This is a genomic window from Hylemonella gracilis str. Niagara R, assembly GCF_000600295.1.
Classification (GTDB): Bacteria; Pseudomonadota; Gammaproteobacteria; order Burkholderiales; family Burkholderiaceae_C; genus Hylemonella; species Hylemonella gracilis_A.
On the sequence record NZ_JEMG01000001.1, the window covers coordinates 2,883,692 to 2,900,443 of the forward strand.

Here is a 16,752-nt window from a genome sequence, read left to right on the forward strand (position 1 = left end):
GCCATGCAACGCCCGATCCGAAATCTGACCCTGCTGGGACTCATGCTCAGCACAGCCGCCCTGACGTTCTGGATGCATCCCCGCCAGTTGCTGGCGGACACCCGCCCAGCCATGGATCTGGCATCCATGGTGCCCGCCGCATTCGGCGAGTGGGTCGAATTACCGAACGCCACGGCCCAGATCATTGACCCGCAACTGCAGCAATCCCTGGAAAATCTCTACAGCCAGACGCTCTCGCGCACCTACGCCAACCGCCAGGGTTATCGTGTCATGCTGTCCATGGTCTACGGCAAGACTCAACGCGGCAGCCAGCAACTGCACCACCCGGAAATCTGTTATCCAGCCCAGGGCTTCCAGGTGCTCAGCAACCGGACGGCGGAGTTGGACACACCGTACGGCGTCATCCCGGTACGTCGCCTGGAAACCCGACTCAGCGCGGCGCGGGTCGAACCCGTCACCTACTGGGCCCTGGTGGGCGAAGAGGTTGTTCTGGGCAGCGTGCGCCGCAAGCTGGTCGAGATGCGCCATGGGGTCCGCGGCTACACCGTGGATGGACTGCTTTTCAGGGTCTCCAGCGTGGACATCGTCTCCGCCCGCGCCTTTGATTTGCAGGACCGGTTCGTCTCGCAACTGATGGTGGCCATCTCCCGCGATGACCGCCTCCGGCTGGCAGGTCTCTGAGCGCATCCGTCCATCCGCGCCATGAACCAGCCCTTGCCTTCCGCCCAGACCACCTCCGAGGCGCCGGACTACCCGGCACGCTGGGTTGCCTTCATCCTGATCGCCAGCGTTTGTTATCTGGCGGTCCTGAGCTTTCTGAACGCGCGAGGCCTCCTAGTCAGCCCCCTGCTGGTGGCCGGCGTTGAAGCCCTGCTTTACCTGGCCTGCCTGAGCGCCCTGGTCCGACGCCTGCCCCTGTCCACGCTCGCCTTCTCCTTTGCCGTCTTTTCCTGGGTCATGCTCACCTGGCTGATCCGCCAGAGTCCCGATCTCAAGGGCCTGCGGGACCTGCTCATTCCCATCCTCTTCCTCAGCCTGGGACGGCAGGTCGCGGATGTGACGTTCGCCGACCGGCAACTGAAAACGATCGTGACCCTTCTGGTCGCGCTGGGCCTGTTCGAGGCGCTGCTCACGACGACCTACAGCCAGCTCTTCAACACCTTTTCCTTCTACGTCAACCTGGGCGGCATCCGCGAAAGCGCCGCCATGTTCGAGGGCCAGTTGCTGACCCTCAACGGCTTTCGCCCCGAAGGCATCGGCCGCACCATCCTGCCTTCCGTGCTGGGCGCCCATCGCACGTCCTCCGCGATGATGGAGCCGGTGTCCCTCGGGAATTTTGGCGTGATCCTGCTGGCCTGGGGCCTGAGCAAGTCGGGCGCCGAAATGCGCCGGTTCCCGGCATGGTTGCTGAGCGCGGCCCTGCTGATCGCCCTGTCCGATTCACGCTTGGGACTGACCCTGAGTGTCGTCCTGATCGGCGCCCGAATGCTGCCCTTGCCGATGCTGCGCAGGTTCTCCCCCTTCATCCCGTTTTTGATCTTCGCCGCGGTGCTCGGCCTGGCCTTCTTCTGGCCCAGCACGGGCGACCACCTGCTTGGCCGGATCAGCCTGAGCGGCCAGGCGCTGTTGAACTTTGACGGTCGCATGCTGCTGGGCCTGCAGGGCCCGCTGCCGAACTTCGGTGACATGGGTTTTGCCTACGTCATCTCGCGTTTCGGCATCCCGCTGTGCCTCGTCCTGATCCTGGTGATGTTCACGCTGCCCATGGGCGATCTGCGCGGCGAACGGTTCCGGATCCTGATCGTGCTCTACATCTTCGCCAACCTCGCCGTCAGCGGCACCTCCGTCTTCGCCCTGAAGACGGCGGGCCTGATGTGGTTCCTGTTCGGCGTGCTCAGTGCCGCACGCCCCCTGAAAGACACCATGCCCGAAGCCCCCATGACCGACCTCGCGCCACCCCTCCATGCCGTGAGCACGCCGACATGAAAGTCGTCCACATCGTGCGTCAGTACTTCCCCGCCATCGGCGGCATGGAAGAGGTGGTCCGCAACCTTGCGAAGCACCAGCGTGACCAAGGACGCTACGAGCCCTCGGTGATCACCTTGGACCGGATCTTCCGCGGGAACAACAGACGACTGGCGACCGCCGACATGCTCGACGGGATCCCCATCCACCGCCTGCCCTATGCCGGTTCCGAACGCTACCCCCTGTGCCCGCAGGTGCTTGGAGCCTTGCGCGACGCCGACCTGATCCACGTCCATGCCATCGACTTCTTTTTCGATTATCTGGCCTGGACCCACATGGTGCACCGCAAGCCCATGGTCGCCTCCACGCACGGGGGCTTCTTCCACAGCCCCTTTGCCCCAAGGCTCAAGCAGGTCTACTTTCGCTGCATGACCCGGCTGTCCGCGCTGGCCTACCGACGGGTCATCGCGACCAGCGAAAACGACGGCCAGATTTTTGGCCAGATCGTGGGGGAGCAAAAACTGCGCGTGATCGAGAACGGGGTCGACATCTCGAAATTCCAGAATGACGCCGCGCTCCAACTGCGGCCGACCCTGATCTACTTTGGTCGCTGGTCCGTCAACAAAGGCATGCTGGAAATGCTGGATGTCATGGCGGCCCTGCGTGCCCTGCAGCCCACAACGCCCTGGCTCTTGATCATCGCGGGACGGGAATACGACTTGGACGCGCCCACGCTGCGGGCCGAGGCCGAACTCCGGGGCATCGGGCCCCAGGTCCGCATCGTCGGGCAACCGAGTGAGACTGTCCTGCGCCAGCAGATCGCCCAGGCCAGCTACTTCCTGTGTCTCTCGCGCCATGAAGGTTTTGGCATCGCGCCCATCGAGGGCATGAGCGCCGGCCTGATCCCTCTGCTCAGCGACATCCCGCCGTTTCGTCGCGTGGTCGACGCCAGCGGTGTCGGATTGCTGTTGACGGGCGACAGCCCGGTCGACCAGGCCATGCAGATCATCGCGCAGCATCAGCACCAGCAGGCGCATGTGAGCACCTATGCGAAGGCGCGGGACGCGGCGCGCCTGGCGGCCAGTGCTTATTCATGGTCGGATGTCTCCGATCACTACACCCGTCAGTACGACGAAGTGCTCGGCCAGCGATGAACAAGCTCGGACCGGCGCTTCGTCTTCTGGGTCTGCTGTGGCTGCTGGGCCCGGGCACGGGCCACGCGGGCTGCATGGACACCCGGCCGCTACGGGGTGTCAACCTCTCGGGCGCGGAATTCAGCAACACGCAACTGCCCGGCACGCTGCACAAGGACTACACCTACCCCGCGGATGAAGATCTGCGCTACTTCCAGCAGGTGGGCATGGGCATCATCCGCCTGCCCTTTCGCTGGGAACGGATCCAGCACGAACCGCACGGGCCACTCGACACCACCGAGCTGGCGGAGCTCCAGCGCGTGGTGTCCACCGCCAGGGCCTTGAAGCTTTGCATCCTGCTCGACCTGCACAACTTTGGCAGCTACCGCGGCCAGGTGCTGGGCAGCCCCGCCTTGCCAGGGTCGGCCCTGACCAACGTCTGGCTGCAACTGCAGCGGGCCTTCCCGGACCCGGACACGACCGCGCTGGGCCTGATGAACGAACCCGCCCCCATCCCCGTGGCCGAGTGGACGGCCATGGCGCAGGAGACGGTGCTGGCGCTGCGCGCGGCAGGCGCCAGGAACCTGATCCTGGTGCCCAGCGGCCGCTGGAGCGGCGCGCATGAATGGCACAAACGATTCGAGGGCGTCACGCCCGCGGAGTCCTTCCAGACCTTCCAGGACCCGCTGGACAACTACGCCATTGAACTGCACCAGTACGCCGACGCCGATTTCTCGGGTACCGGCAGCCTCTGCCTGAGCGCCACGCACTTGCGCCAGATTCTGGAGCGAGTCACGTCATGGGCCATCCAGGAGCGCAAGAAACTCTTTCTGGGTGAGTTCGGCATGCCACCGTCCGCGGAATGCCTGCTCACGCTGACGGCCATGCTCCAGTCCATGCAAGACACCCATGCCTGGCTGGGCTGGACCTACTGGTCGGCGGGGCGCTGGTGGGGAACCTACCCTTATTCCATCCATCCGGGCCGGGGGCCCGAGGCCCCGCAGTTGACCGTGCTGCGGACCTTCCTGGGGAAATAAGGCATGTACGCCGACCCCTTCATCCGCACGCCCCCGCCCCTGGTGCAACACAACCCACCGGTCATCCTGCCCAACCTCGATGGCATCCGGGCCGTGGCCTGCCTACTGGTGGTGGTCTCGCATGTGCCCTGGCCAGGCAAACCACCCACGCTGGGTGCCGTCGGCGTTGCGCTGTTTTTTGTACTGAGCGGTTTCCTGATGAGCCATCTCTACGCCAAATCGGCCTGGAATCTGGCCGCCGTCTGCCGTTATGGCGTCGCCCGCTTCTCGCGCATCGCGCCGATCTACTGGCTGGTGGTCAGCCTGTGCGTGGCCATCTCCTACCTTGAACCCCAGACGGATTTTTCCATGCGGATCCAGGGGCTGGAGCAGATCACCCGCCACTATCTGTTTGGCGGCAGCAGTTATGTGTTCTGGTCCATCCCGCCGGAAATCCAGTATTACCTCTTCTTCCCCCTGCTCTGGTGGTCCCTGGCCAGGCATCAGCAGCACGCATTTGCCCTGCCTCTGCTGGCCCTGCTGAGTGCGGCGCTGCTGCTCACGCATGCGCACTGGCCTGGCCTGGCGCTGCCCCACAAGCTCCACTTCTTCCTCGCCGGTTCGCTCGCCGGCCTGCTGCCACGCCATCGCTGGAACAGCCCGACGGACCGGACCACGCTGGCCGTGCTGCAGATCGGCGCACTGGGCCTGGTGCTGGCCCCGCTCTGGCTCTACAACTCGCAGGCCGCGATGTACGACGCCACCGAGCTGGGCCTGATCTTCGCGCTGGGCGTCTACCTGCTGTCCTTGAATTCGGCTTGGACCCGCCAAGCCTTTGCCTCGCGGTGGATGCGATCCATCGGGCACGCCAGTTTTTCCATCTACCTCATGCACGCCCTGGTGTTCCATTTCGGCCTGCGCCTGCTGCGGCTCGCTCCCGACGCCTTTCACCTGGCCTGGCTGCCACTGACGGCATTCGCCATCGCCTTGCCCATGGTGGCCTCGAAGTACATCGAAATCCCTTTACAGAGAACCACGAGACAGGCGCTGACGCGCCTGCTGCGCCTGTCATGAAAATACTGCTCGTCTGCGCGGCTTTCCCTCCCCGCGGCAAGGGCGGAGGCCCCACTGGCTCCTACATGATCGCTCGCTGCCTGCTGGCACGGGGACATGAAGTGCGGGTGGTCAGCGTCGGTGAGCGGCAGGCGCTGGAAAGCTACCAGGGCATCCCGGTCCACCTGATCCGCTCGCCCAATGTCTACTGGGACTACCTGCACACGCAAAGAGCCGCCTGGCTCAAGCTGCTGTGGCATGCGCTGGAGAACTTCAATCCGCTGGCTTACTTCAGGCTGCGCCCGCACATCCAGGCCTTCAAGCCTGACCTCGTGGTGACGGTCAGCGTCGAAAACACCAATGTCGCCACCTGGCTGCTCGCACGCCTGCATGACACCCCCATCGTGCATGTGATCCAGAGCTACTTCCTGCTGTGCTGGCGGGGCAGCCTGTTCAGGAACGGCAAGGACTGCGCTGGAACATGCACGAGCTGCAAGGTCTTCTCGGTTGGGAAGAAGTCGCTGTCTTCCCTCGTCGACGGCGTGTTCGGCGAGACCCGCTTCGTGCTGCAGGAACATCTGAAGCGCGGGTACTTCAAGCATGCGCGCTCGGCGGTCATACCGGGGCCGGTGTTCCCCATCCCCGGACGGACGCCCAAACGCCGCAGCGGACCGCTGGTCGTCGGCTACATGGGCGTGCTGGCACCGCACAAGGGCGTCGATGTGCTGGCCGCCGCCGCCAGCGCCCTGGGGCGGGATGCACGGTTCCAGTTCCGCATCGGCGGCACGGGCGAGGATGAAGGCTACGTCGCCCAACTCCAGCAAGCCTTCGGCGAGGCCGATGTCCGCTTCCTGGGCTGGACCTCACCGGAAAAAGCCTATCCCCTGTTTGACGTGCTGGTGGTGCCCTCGCGCTGGAAAGAGCCTTTCGGCCGCATCGTGGTCGAGGCGCTGGCGTACGGCATCCCCGTCATCTGCGCGCGCTCGGGCGGCATGGCCGAGAGCATTCAGGACCGAGTCAACGGGCTCACCTTCGCATCCGGCGACGCAGTGGCGCTGGCGCGCCTGCTCAGGGACGTGATCGAACCCGACGAGCCCGGCCGCTACGCCCTGGCCCTCAACGCCTTGCGGAGTTCATCCGCGTTTGACATCGAAGACATCGCCGCGTCCATGGATGAGTTCCTGACCACCACCGTGCACCGGTTTCACGGCCCTCAACTGGCCTGAGCCGCGCGCGACCCTAAAGCGACAACGATGGCCAGGCACCTCCCCACGCTCGGCTCGGGTGCCCTCTGGTCCGTGCTGGACAACCTGACCCAGCAAGTCCTGTCCTTCGCGGTGTTCCTGGTGCTGGCGCGACTCGTCATGCCCGAGGATTTCGGCCTGATGGCGATCTCGCACCTGATCGTGTCCCTGGTCCGTCAGACGCTGCTGGACGCCATCGTGCATCCGGTCGCCCGCGGCCCACTCCCATCGGACGCGCTCTACGACTCGGCCTTCAGCGCCTGTGTGCTGAGCTCGCTCCTGCTGTGCGGCCTGATGCTGGTCGCGGCGCCGTTCATCGCCCGCTTCTACAGCCAGCCCGAACTGGCGGCGGTGGTGTCGTGGATGAGCCTGGTCGTGCTGCTCACCGGCGCCTCGGCGGTCTATGAGGTGCGGTTGATCCGGGCGATGGAATTCCGCCCGCTGGCCCTGCGTGCCATGGTGTCGGTCACCCTGGGCGGTGGCCTGGGCATCGTGCTCGCCTTGCAGGGCCACGGCGTCTGGGCCCTGTTGGTCCAGCAGCTGGTCACCAGCGCAACGGCGCTGCTGCTGCTGGTCGTGCAATCCCCATGGCGCCCCCGGTGGGTCTGGCGAGGCCTGGCCGCGCGGGTGTTTTCTCCCGATGCCTCGCGGGTAGGCCTGACCGGACTGTTCAGCTTCCTGTCCAACCAGGGCGACACCGTGATCGTCAGCCTGCTGTTGGGCGCGCATGCCACCGGCCTCTACAGCTTTGCCAAGCGCCTGACCTCGACCGTCTATCTGGTCATCGGGAGTTCCCTGCTCAAACTGGCCCTGCCCGCCTTCGCCACGGCCCAGCACCAGGCCACGGCCTTGCGGCTGGCCTACACCCGCATTCTGGGCCTCACCTTTCTGTTGATGGCGCCACTGTATGCCGGCATGAGCGTGCTGGCCGAACCGATGATCGCCATCTTCTTCGGTCCGGCCTGGGCGCAGGCGGCCCCGGTCATCGCCCTGCTGTCGGTGCTGCACCTCTTGCTGGCGGCCAACCAGATCAATGACTACCTGCTGTTCGCCGTCGGGGAACGCTCTGCCCCGCTGCTGCGGACCACCTTGCAAATCCTCTTCGCCCTGCTGTTTGCCGGACTCCTGGCGCAGGGCGACCTGCGCTGGATCGCCGGAGGTTTCGTGCTGGCCAGCGCCCTGGTCTGGCCCTGGTCTCAATGGCGGGCACTGCATCACATGCAGTCCGGCTTCTCCAGCCTCGCACGCACGCTGAAGGCCCCCGCCCTGGCCACCGCGGCCATGGGGGCACTGTTGCTCGGCGGCGTCCACCTGACTGCCCCCAGCCTCATCAGCCTGATGGGCCTGGTCGTGTCCGGCGCCCTCGTCTATGGGCTGGTCCACACCTGGGTCACCCACGCCAGTCCGGCAAGTCACAACGCATTCAAGGATCTGCTGCAGCTGGGGCGGATCGCCCCGCCTACTCCCGGGAATCCACCATGACACCGTCTACCCCCCGCATTGAATCCGGCTTGAACCTGCCCTTGGCGGGCTACCCCATCCTGTCCATCGGCAGGGACGCGCTGGGCAAACTGCTGGACCAGCGCCTGAAGACCCAGCAGAAAACAGTGCTGGCTTTTGCCAACACGAATCTCGTGATGCGCTGCCAGCACCTGCGCGGCTGGCTCTGTTCGCAGGAAGTGATCTTGGTCAATGACGGCATCGGCGTCGACCTCGCCGCCTACCTCCAGTACGGTCAGATGTACCAGGAGAATCTGAATGGGACGGACTTCATTCCCTACCTGCTCCAGACCCTGCAGTCGCCTTGCAGGCTCTTCCTCTTCGGTGGCAAACCCGAGGTCATCGGTCGGGCCGCTGAGGTCATTGCCCGTGCCAGCCACCATGCCGTCGTCGGCTTCCACGATGGCTACACCCCTGTCCAGCCCGCCGAATTGCGCAGGATGATCAATGATTCGGGCGCGGATGTGGTGCTTGTCGGCCTCGGCAACCCCTTGCAGGAGGCGTGGGTGCGCGACAACCTGGCCGGCCTGCAGGCCTCCCTCTTCATCAACGTGGGGGCCCTGTTCGACTTTCTCGGCCAACATGTCAAGCGCGCGCCACGCTGGGTCCAGCGGATCCGCTGCGAGTGGCTGTACCGCTTCAGCCAGGAGCCCCGGCGCCTGGCACGGCGCTACACCCTGGATCTGCTGAGCTTCTTTGCGCTCTGTCGTCGTTATCCGCGCTGGCACATCGGCAATCCCGCGGAAAGACAGGGCCCGGCCTGAAGCCCGGAAAGCCTGAAGGTCCGCGCCTGCGCTGCGTGCACCGCCGTCAAAAGCGATGCCCATCACATGCCGGTGCAAGCGAGCCATCTTTCCGCGCCAGCGTGCGACACCAAACAGACCTGGCCCGATCACAGCACTACGCTTCAATGTTCAGTCCCTGAATCGGTGATCACAAGCCGAGGCACATGGTCAGGGTACCGAGCTGACGGCCTGCTCCAGTCCCGGAGGATGTACGACTTCATTTTCACCACACCAAGGAATCCTTATGCGCGCCTTCCGACGTCACTACCTGTCCCTCATCGTGGGGATGACACTCAGCGCGGGGGCCATGGCCCAAGCGCTGCCCCAGGCCGATTACAAGATGGACAAGGAAAAGATCGCGGCCGATCACCTCACCGCGAAGGAAGCCTGCAAACCCCTGTCAGGCAATGCGGCCGACATCTGCAAGGCAGAGGCCGAGGGCAAGGAAAAGGTGGCCAAGGCCGAGCTGGAGTACCGCAACAAACCGACCCGGGCCAATCACAGCAAGGTCCTGATCCAGAAGGCCGAATCCGAATACAGCGTCGCCAAGGAACGCTGTGACGACAAGGCAGGCAATCTGCAGGACATCTGCGTCAAGGAGGCCAAGGCCGCGGAAATCACCGCCAAGGCGGACGCCAAGGTCCAGAAAAAAACAAGCGCCGCGCGCAAGGAAGCCGCCGAAGACAAGTCTGACGCGCAGTTCCAGGTTGCCAAGGAAATGTGCGATGCCTTTTCCGATGTCAGCAAGGACAAGTGCCTGAGTGACGCCGAAACCCGGTTCGGGAAAAAGTAAACCACGCCCCCTCCACCACTACACCCTTCATCGACATGTACAAAGGAAAAATCATGAACTCACTCACGGGCAACAGCGACAACCACGCCCACGACACCACGCCCATGCTTGCCCAGACCTCCGAAAAAGTCAGTGCGCTGCTTCTCCAGGGGCTCGATGCCGTTCAGGGCGCGGGCAAGAAACTGCTCGACCAGGCGAGCAATGCCAATCAAGTCACCGTGGAGTACATCCGCAAGGAACCGGTCAAATCGGTGCTGATTGCCGCAGCGACGGGCGCGCTGCTCGGCGCACTTCTGATGATGGTGACGCGATCGCGGTCATGAATCCCGGGAAATGCCCAGGCGCAGGGTCTACGAGAACTGCCCGGGGCCGTTGACTTCGGAACACGAAGTGGGCCCCATCGGCCAGCGGCCTGAAAACAGCCGTCAGCCGGGGGCTGACGCATGCTACGGAATGTATGGCACGCGTCCTGGTGATGATGGTCGGGGCGATACGATTCGAACGTACGACCCTCTGCTCCCAAAGCAGATGCGCTACCAGGCTGCGCTACGCCCCGACGAACTGCGTATTCTACCGGGCTGGCGGCCAGGTATCGGTGCATCAGGACGCTTACGCTACAGTTTCATGCATGCATGCGCGCCCCTTTCACCTGCCCTGGCTGGAGCCCGGCGAAGATTTTCCGCCGGTTGAACAAGCCTGGGGGCCAGGCTCGGACGCACCTGGCCTGCTGGCCGCTGGCGGCCAGCTGGACGTGCACACCCTGCGGCGTGCCTACGCGCAGGGCATTTTTCCCTGGTTCAGCCCGGGCCAGCCCATCCTCTGGTGGAGCACGGACCCGCGCATGGTGCTTGAGATCCCGCATTTCCGCCTGCACCGATCACTGCGCAAAACCCTGCAGCGCTTCATCCACGCCCCGGAATGCGAGATCCGCGTCAACACCGCCTTCGACGAGGTGGTGGCCGCTTGCGCCGGTAGCGCGCGACGGGGTCAGGACGGCACCTGGATCACGCCGGCCATGCGGCGCGCCTACGCCGACCTGCATCGCGCGGGTCATGCGCACAGCATCGAAACCTGGGTAGCCGGCGAGTTACTGGGCGGACTGTACTGCGTGTCCCTGGGGCGCGCGGTGTATGGCGAATCCATGTTCGCGCGTGCCACGGACGCATCCAAGATCGCGCTGTCGGCACTGGTGGCCTTCTGTCGGGTTCACGAGATCCGCCTGGTCGACTGCCAGCAGAACACGGCGCACCTGGCATCGCTCGGCGCGCGTGAAGTCCCGCGGGCCGACTTCCTGCGGCACCTGGCCGGCGCGCGCGATCTCCCCGCGCCACACTGGCAATTCCAGCCTCTATACTGGAACGAACTCCTGCCTGACGCCATCGTCCGCCCCTGACACCGCGCGCCGTCCGTCCATGACGCACCTCCAAGACCTGCCGCTCCAGCACCTGCAGTTCTACGCCACGGCGCCCTACCCGTGCAGCTACCTGGAAGGCCGGCAAGCCCGCTCGCAGGTGGCCACGCCCAGCCACCTGATCAACACCAGCATCTACACCGGGCTGGTGGCCCAGGGCTTCCGCCGCAGCGGCATGTTCACCTACCGCCCGCATTGCGACGGCTGCCAGGCCTGCGTGCCCCTGCGGGTGCGGGCGGCGGATTTCGTGCCCAACCGCAGCCAGCGCCGGGCCTGGAACCGGCACGCGACACTTCAGGTTCAGATCACGCGTCTGGCCTTCAGCCCCGAGCATTACCAACTGTACCTGCGCTATCAAAACGGCCGACACGCGGGCGGCGGCATGGACCAGGACAGCATCGACCAGTACACGCAATTCCTGCTTCAAAGCCGGGTCAATTCGCGGCTGGTGGAATTCCGGGAACCGGAACAAGACGGCGCGCCCGGTGCCTTGCGCATGGTGTCCGTGCTGGACGTGCTGGACGACGGCCTGTCCGCCGTCTACACCTTCTACGAGCCGGACCCGCCGTCCGGCGCACGCAGCGCCAGCTATGGCACTTATAACGTGCTGTGGCAGATTGAGCAGGCCCGCCAACTGGGCCTGCCTTATGTCTACTTGGGCTACTGGATTCAGCACAGCCCCAAGATGAATTACAAGGCCCGCTTCCTGCCGCACGAACTGCTGGTGCGAGGGCAGTGGCGGGATGGCGCCAAGGCCGACAGTGCGATGACGTCCTGAGCCCGTGCATGCGGGTGCACGGCCACCCCGAGCGTGGGCATTTCGGCACACACTTTTTTGTGCGCCGCAGCAATTCCTGCGAACCAAACAATTTCAAGGCGTAAAATAGGCTTGAGTTTGAAACGCGTATTGCAGGAGAGCAGCCCGATGAGAAAAAAAGACCCGGACGCCATCAGCACGCCAACCGTGCAGGTGATTGAACGCATGTTCACGCTCATGGATGTACTGGCTTCACGCGAAGACGCGATTTCGCTGAAGGAAATCAGCGAAAAGACAGGCTTGCATCCCTCGACGGCCCACCGGATCCTGAATGACCTGGCCACGGGCCGTTTCGTCGACCGCCCCCAGCCCGGCAGCTATCGGCTGGGCATGCGCCTGCTGGAATTGGGCAACCTGGTCAAGGCCCGCCTGAACGTACGGGACGCGGCGATCGCACCCATGCGCGAGCTGCATCGCCAGATTCAGCAACCAGTGAACCTGAGCCTGCGCCAGGGTGACGAGATCGTCTACATCGAACGGGCCTACAGCGAACGCTCGGGCATGCAGGTGATCCGCGCCGTGGGCGGGCGGGCACCGCTGCATCTGACGTCTGTCGGCAAGCTGTTTCTGGCGGCAGACGACCCGCAGCGCGTGCGTGCCTACGCCACGCGCACCGGGCTGGCTGGTCACACCAAGAACAGCATCACGCAACTGCCCGTGCTGGAACGGGAATTGATGAAAATCCGCCAATCGGGCATCTCACACGACGACGAGGAGCTGGAGCTGGGCGTGCATTGCTTGGCCGCCGGTATCCATGATGACCAGGGCAAGCTGGTTGCAGGCCTGTCGATCTCCGCGCCCACCGGACGATTGGACAAGGAATGGGCCGTGAAACTGCAGGGCGTCGCGAACGAGATTTCGCGCATGCTGGGCTACCACGGCCCGAACACCCCCTGAGGAGCCTGAGCCTGAGCCCGACGCGCTGGCGCAAGACAAGCTGGGCGGGCTTAGCTGCCCTGGACGGCCGGGACCGTCTCAGGTCTTGCTGGCCAAGTCCAACAGCGAGTCACCCCCCGCCTGCTTGGCCTCATTGGATTCCACCCAGCGGCGCACGCGCTCGGCGTCGCCCAGGCGGCTGAGCTTACCCACCGAGTCCAGGAAGACCATGATGAGCTTGCGTCCGGCCACGTTGGCCTGCATCACGAGGCATTGCCCGGCTTCGCTGATGTAACCGGTTTTCTGCAGGCCGATGTCCCAGCGCTGGTTCAGCACCAGCCGGTTGGTGTTGGCGAACATCATTTTGCGCCGTCCCACGGCCACCTGGTAGGCACGGGTGGTGGAAAACTCGCGCAGCATCGGATCGGCCGAGGCAGCGGCGACGAGCAAGGCCAGATCCCGTGCGCTGGACTGGTTACGACTGGACAGCCCCGTCGGTTCGGCAAAGCGGGTGTCCTGCATGCCCAGCAATTGGGCCTTGGCATTCATCATGGTGACAAAAATGTCCATGCCCCCGGGATAGGTGCGTCCCAGCGCGTTGGCGGCCCGGTTCTCACTGGCCATCAAGGCCAGGTGCAGCAGCTCACCCCGGCTCAGCACCGTGCCCACGCGCAGGCGGGAGACACTGTTCTTCTCCGTGTCCACGTCATCCTGGGTGATGGCGACGGGCTCGTCCAGCGGCAATTCGGCCTCGCTGATGAGCAGCGTGGTCATCAGCTTGGTCAGCGAGGCGATGGGCAACACGGCCTCCTCGTTCTTGCTGAACAGCACTTCCTGCGTGTCCTGATCAATCACATAGGCCACGCTGGAGCGCAGGGAAAGGGGGTCATTCACACGATGCAGGCCCGCCTGCATGCCCACCGAAGGTTTGGCGGGAATGATCACGCGGCGTGCGGCCTGACGTTTCGGGGCCGGCTTCACGCTGGTCGCTTGCGCTTTGACCACGCGACGGGGCTCGGAAGCGGAAAGCTGGACGTTGCCCGAAGCTGCCAAGCCCTGCAAAGGCAATGCCAGCACAAGCAACAACAGTGATGAACAGTGAGCGCGGAATACAAAACTGCGGGCCATACCCGCAGTTTTCAGCGACGATGAGGTGAAAAAGGATGACATTTCCGCGCAACCAGCACGTTGGCTCAGGCAATACACGCTGTCATCGTTCGACGGATGACACCAATTGGTGCACGGTTATACAGAAAATATCATTGCCAATCAATCACTTGGACGCATTTTCTAACGTTCTGTTACGGTAAAAACAAAGGGATGAAACCTGGCTTTTCGAGGCTTCATCCCAAAGGCCAGGGTTCTAGACCACTGGCATGGCCTGGTTCAAGCGGAGGCCGCCACCTGTTCAGTCCCGCGCCGGGCTCGGAGCAAGCCCGAGACAATCGCCTTGAGCGAGGCGGAAACGATGTTGGCGTCCATGCCAACACCGAACAGCGTGCGCTCGCCCACGCGCAACTCCAGATAGGCGATGGCCTGGGCGTTGGCGCCCGAGCCCACGGCATGCTCGTGGTAGTCCAACACGCGCACGGATTCGCCCACGGCTGCGGCCAGCCCCTCGACAAAGGCCTCGATGGGCCCATTGCCAGCGCCTTCGATGGCCAGGGTCTTGCCCTCCAGCACGACGTCGGCTTGCAAGGTCGTCATGCGCAGGCCAGCGGCGTTCTCGCCCTCTTCCTGTGCGCGGTAGCGCGGCGCGGCGACTTCGTTCAAACCGTACTCGCGCAGGAAGACCCCGTGGATGTCCCGTGCGCTCAGTTCCTTGCCACTGGCGTCCATCACGGCCTGCACCACCTGACTGAACTCGATCTGCAGCCGGCGCGGCAACTCCAGGCCATATTCACTTTCCAGCAGGTAGGCAATGCCGCCCTTGCCGGACTGGCTGTTGACACGGATCACGGCCTCGTAGCTGCGCCCAAGGTCCTTGGGGTCGATCGGCAGGTAAGGCATGACCCAGACATCGCCCTCCTTGCGCGCCGCGAAGGCTTTCTTGATCGCGTCCTGGTGCGAGCCCGAAAAGGAGGTGTAGACGAGTTCGCCCACGTAGGGATGACGAGGATGCACGGGCAATTGGTTGCAATGCTCCACCACACGGCGGATTTCGTCGATGTCGGAAAAATCCAGCCCCGGGTTCACACCCTGCGTGTACAGGTTGAGCGCAACGTTGACCAGATCGAGGTTGCCCGTGCGTTCCCCATTGCCGAAGAGGCAACCTTCGAGGCGATCTCCGCCGGCCATGATGGCCAGTTCACCGGCCGCCGTGCCAGTGCCGCGGTCATTGTGCGGATGGATGGACAGCACGATGCTGTCGCGCCGCGCCAAGTTGCGGTGCATCCACTCCACCATGTCCGCGAAGATGTTGGGCGTGGAATGCTCCACCGTCGAGGGCAGATTGATGATGCACTTGCGCTGCGGCGTCGGTTGCCAGACCTCGGTGACCGCGTCGACGACACGCTTGGCGAAAGGCAGCTCGGTGCCGGAGAACATCTCCGGTGAATATTCGAAGGTCCACTGGGTTTCGGGATGCTCGGCCGCGATCTGCTTGAACAGCTTGGCATTCGTCACGGCCAGCTCGACGATGCCGTCCTCGCTCAGCCCCAGCACCACCTTGCGCATGACAGGCGCGGTGGCGTTGTACAGATGGACGATGGCGCGCTTGGCGCCCTGCAGCGACTCAAATGTGCGACGGATCAGGTGCTCGCGCGCCTGCGTGAGCACCTGGATGGTCACGTCATCGGGAATGAGTCGGTCCTCGATCAGCTTGCGCACGAAGTCGTATTCGATCTGCGAGGCCGAGGGAAAACCGACTTCGATTTCCTTGAAGCCGATGTCCACCAGGGTCTGGAACATCTTGAGCTTGCGCGGAATGTCCATGGGCTCGATCAGCGCTTGGTTGCCGTCGCGCAGGTCGACACTGCACCACACGGGAGGCTGGGTCAGCACCGCGTCGGGCCAGGTGCGGTCTTTGAGGCCGATCGGCGCGAAGGCGCGGTATTTGGCGGCGGGATTCTTCAACATCGTCATCGTGGATCTCCAGCAGTTGTTCATTCAGTCGTTGATGGACACCTGCGGCTAGTTCGAACATTCCAAAACACAAAGGCCCGCTGCAGGTGCATACGGGCCTTGAGGTGTAGGGAGTGCGCGTGCGCTACCGTAGCCGCCCGTGGAGGGAGGAGATCAGTAGGGCTAGCGCCAGGAAGTTCATGGCTGTGAATTTAGCACAAAACACGAGGCCGGGGGGTAAATTCACCGCTCTCGGTCAGGATGCAGGCCGCTCTCCTCCGGCTCGTCGATCGAGGTGCTGATCACGCTCACGCGTTGTCCCTTGAGCCTGCGCCAGCCGTACACCACGTAACCACTCACGCCGTAGAGCGCGAAGATGCCGAACAGCACCGTGGCCGGGTCGATGGTGATCAGCGCGTAGATCAGCACGATCAGGATCACGGCCGCGAAGGGCACGCTCTTTCTGAAGCCGATGTCCTTGAAGCTGTAGAAGGGCACATTGCTCACCATGGTCAGACCGGCATACAGCGCCAGCGCGAAGACGAACCAGCAAACCGCCCGCGTTTCGTCCGGGCTGATGTCCCATTCGATCATGATCCAGATGAAGCCGGTCAGCAGCGCAGCCGCTGCGGGCGAAGGCAAACCCTGGAAATAACGCTTGTCCACCACAGCCGTGTTGACATTGAAACGCGCCAGCCGCAAGGCCGCGCAGGCGCAATAGACGAAGGCGGCCATCCAGCCCCAGCGCCCCACGTCTTTCAAAGCCCAGGCATAAGCCACCAGCGCGGGCGCGACCCCAAAAGACACCATGTCCGAGAGAGAATCCATCTGCTCACCGAAGGCGCTCTGGGAATTGGTCATGCGTGCCACGCGACCGTCCAAGCCATCGAGCACCATGGCGCAGAAGATGCCGATGACCGCCAGGCCAAAGCGGTCATTCATCGCCATCACGATGGCGTAGAAACCGCCAAACAAAGCGGCCAGCGTGACCAGATTGGGCAGCATGTAGATGCCCTTGTTCTTACTTTTGGGTAGCGGGGCCGCCACCCGCTCATTGTTGTCGACCATATCGTCCTGCGCGTCGTTTTGCATGGAG

The 16,752-nt window shown here is 63.9% G+C and carries 16 protein-coding genes and 1 tRNA gene; 13 read left to right on the plus strand and 4 right to left on the minus strand.

What is annotated here, in order from left to right; translation table 11 throughout:
* Positions 1–3 precede the first annotated feature (3 nt).
* From epsI to AZ34_RS13240, 10 genes are all read left to right on the plus strand, one after another.
* Entirely contained in the window at positions 4–681 is a 678-nt protein-coding gene (gene epsI, locus AZ34_RS13195; protein WP_035608806.1) for an exosortase-associated protein EpsI, B-type, read from the plus strand.
* A 21-nt stretch (positions 682–702) separates the two neighbouring features.
* On the plus strand, positions 703–1,986 hold the full coding sequence (locus AZ34_RS13200; RefSeq protein WP_051509823.1) for a hypothetical protein: 1,284 nt from the start codon (positions 703–705) through the stop codon (positions 1,984–1,986).
* Complete coding sequence (locus AZ34_RS13205; RefSeq protein WP_035608807.1) at positions 1,983–3,119, plus strand: glycosyltransferase family 4 protein; 1,137 nt, start codon at positions 1,983–1,985, stop codon at positions 3,117–3,119. The genes AZ34_RS13200 and AZ34_RS13205 overlap by 4 nt, the downstream gene beginning before the upstream one ends.
* The gene (locus AZ34_RS13210; protein ID WP_035608809.1) at positions 3,116–4,135 is read left to right on the plus strand and encodes a glycoside hydrolase family 5 protein; all 1,020 of its coding nucleotides are present in this window, start codon (positions 3,116–3,118) and stop codon (positions 4,133–4,135) included. The genes AZ34_RS13205 and AZ34_RS13210 overlap by 4 nt, the downstream gene beginning before the upstream one ends.
* 3 nt (positions 4,136–4,138) lie before the next feature.
* On the plus strand, positions 4,139–5,188 hold the full coding sequence (locus AZ34_RS17675) for an acyltransferase family protein (protein ID WP_051509825.1): 1,050 nt from the start codon (positions 4,139–4,141) through the stop codon (positions 5,186–5,188).
* The gene (locus AZ34_RS13220) at positions 5,185–6,393 is read left to right on the plus strand and encodes a glycosyltransferase (protein WP_081767215.1); all 1,209 of its coding nucleotides are present in this window, start codon (positions 5,185–5,187) and stop codon (positions 6,391–6,393) included. The genes AZ34_RS17675 and AZ34_RS13220 overlap by 4 nt, the downstream gene beginning before the upstream one ends.
* 27 nt (positions 6,394–6,420) lie before the next feature.
* Entirely contained in the window at positions 6,421–7,893 is a 1,473-nt protein-coding gene (locus tag AZ34_RS13225; protein WP_051509829.1) for a lipopolysaccharide biosynthesis protein, read from the plus strand.
* The gene (locus tag AZ34_RS13230; protein WP_035608811.1) at positions 7,890–8,675 is read left to right on the plus strand and encodes a WecB/TagA/CpsF family glycosyltransferase; all 786 of its coding nucleotides are present in this window, start codon (positions 7,890–7,892) and stop codon (positions 8,673–8,675) included. The genes AZ34_RS13225 and AZ34_RS13230 overlap by 4 nt, the downstream gene beginning before the upstream one ends.
* 265 nt (positions 8,676–8,940) lie before the next feature.
* The gene (locus tag AZ34_RS13235; protein WP_035608814.1) at positions 8,941–9,489 is read left to right on the plus strand and encodes a hypothetical protein; all 549 of its coding nucleotides are present in this window, start codon (positions 8,941–8,943) and stop codon (positions 9,487–9,489) included.
* 53 nt (positions 9,490–9,542) lie between these two features.
* Entirely contained in the window at positions 9,543–9,812 is a 270-nt protein-coding gene (locus AZ34_RS13240) for a hypothetical protein (protein ID WP_035608817.1), read from the plus strand.
* Positions 9,813–9,968: 156 nt separating this feature from the next.
* On the opposite strand, the gene AZ34_RS13245 is transcribed toward AZ34_RS13240, so the two are convergent.
* Positions 9,969–10,045 (minus strand) — tRNA-Pro (locus AZ34_RS13245).
* A gap of 72 nt (positions 10,046–10,117) precedes the next feature.
* On the opposite strand from AZ34_RS13245, the gene aat reads away from it, so the two are divergent.
* The 3 genes from aat (at position 10,118) to AZ34_RS13260 (ending at position 12,614) form a co-directional block, all read left to right on the plus strand.
* Positions 10,118–10,882: a leucyl/phenylalanyl-tRNA--protein transferase gene (gene aat, locus AZ34_RS13250; RefSeq protein WP_035608819.1), complete on the plus strand. Its 765-nt coding sequence runs from the start codon at positions 10,118–10,120 to the stop codon at positions 10,880–10,882.
* Positions 10,883–10,901: 19 nt separating this feature from the next.
* A complete protein-coding gene (locus AZ34_RS13255) occupies positions 10,902–11,678 on the plus strand; it encodes an arginyltransferase (protein WP_035608821.1) in 777 nt (258 codons plus the stop codon).
* Between the two features lie 147 nt (positions 11,679–11,825).
* Positions 11,826–12,614, plus strand: coding sequence for an IclR family transcriptional regulator (locus AZ34_RS13260; RefSeq protein WP_035608823.1), 789 nt, complete (start codon positions 11,826–11,828; stop codon positions 12,612–12,614).
* A gap of 78 nt (positions 12,615–12,692) precedes the next feature.
* On the opposite strand, the gene AZ34_RS13265 is transcribed toward AZ34_RS13260, so the two are convergent.
* The 3 genes from AZ34_RS13265 to pssA all read right to left on the minus strand — a co-directional run bounded on the left by AZ34_RS13265 (position 12,693) and on the right by pssA (position 16,724).
* On the minus strand, positions 12,693–13,721 hold the full coding sequence (locus AZ34_RS13265) for a serine hydrolase (protein ID WP_155831816.1): 1,029 nt from the start codon (positions 13,719–13,721) through the stop codon (positions 12,693–12,695).
* A gap of 258 nt (positions 13,722–13,979) precedes the next feature.
* Entirely contained in the window at positions 13,980–15,671 is a 1,692-nt protein-coding gene (gene leuA / locus AZ34_RS13270) for a 2-isopropylmalate synthase (RefSeq protein ID WP_035611746.1), read from the minus strand.
* Positions 15,672–15,899: 228 nt separating this feature from the next.
* The gene (gene pssA / locus AZ34_RS13275) at positions 15,900–16,724 is read right to left on the minus strand and encodes a CDP-diacylglycerol--serine O-phosphatidyltransferase (RefSeq protein ID WP_035611748.1); all 825 of its coding nucleotides are present in this window, start codon (positions 16,722–16,724) and stop codon (positions 15,900–15,902) included.
* Positions 16,725–16,752: the final 28 nt, after the last annotated feature.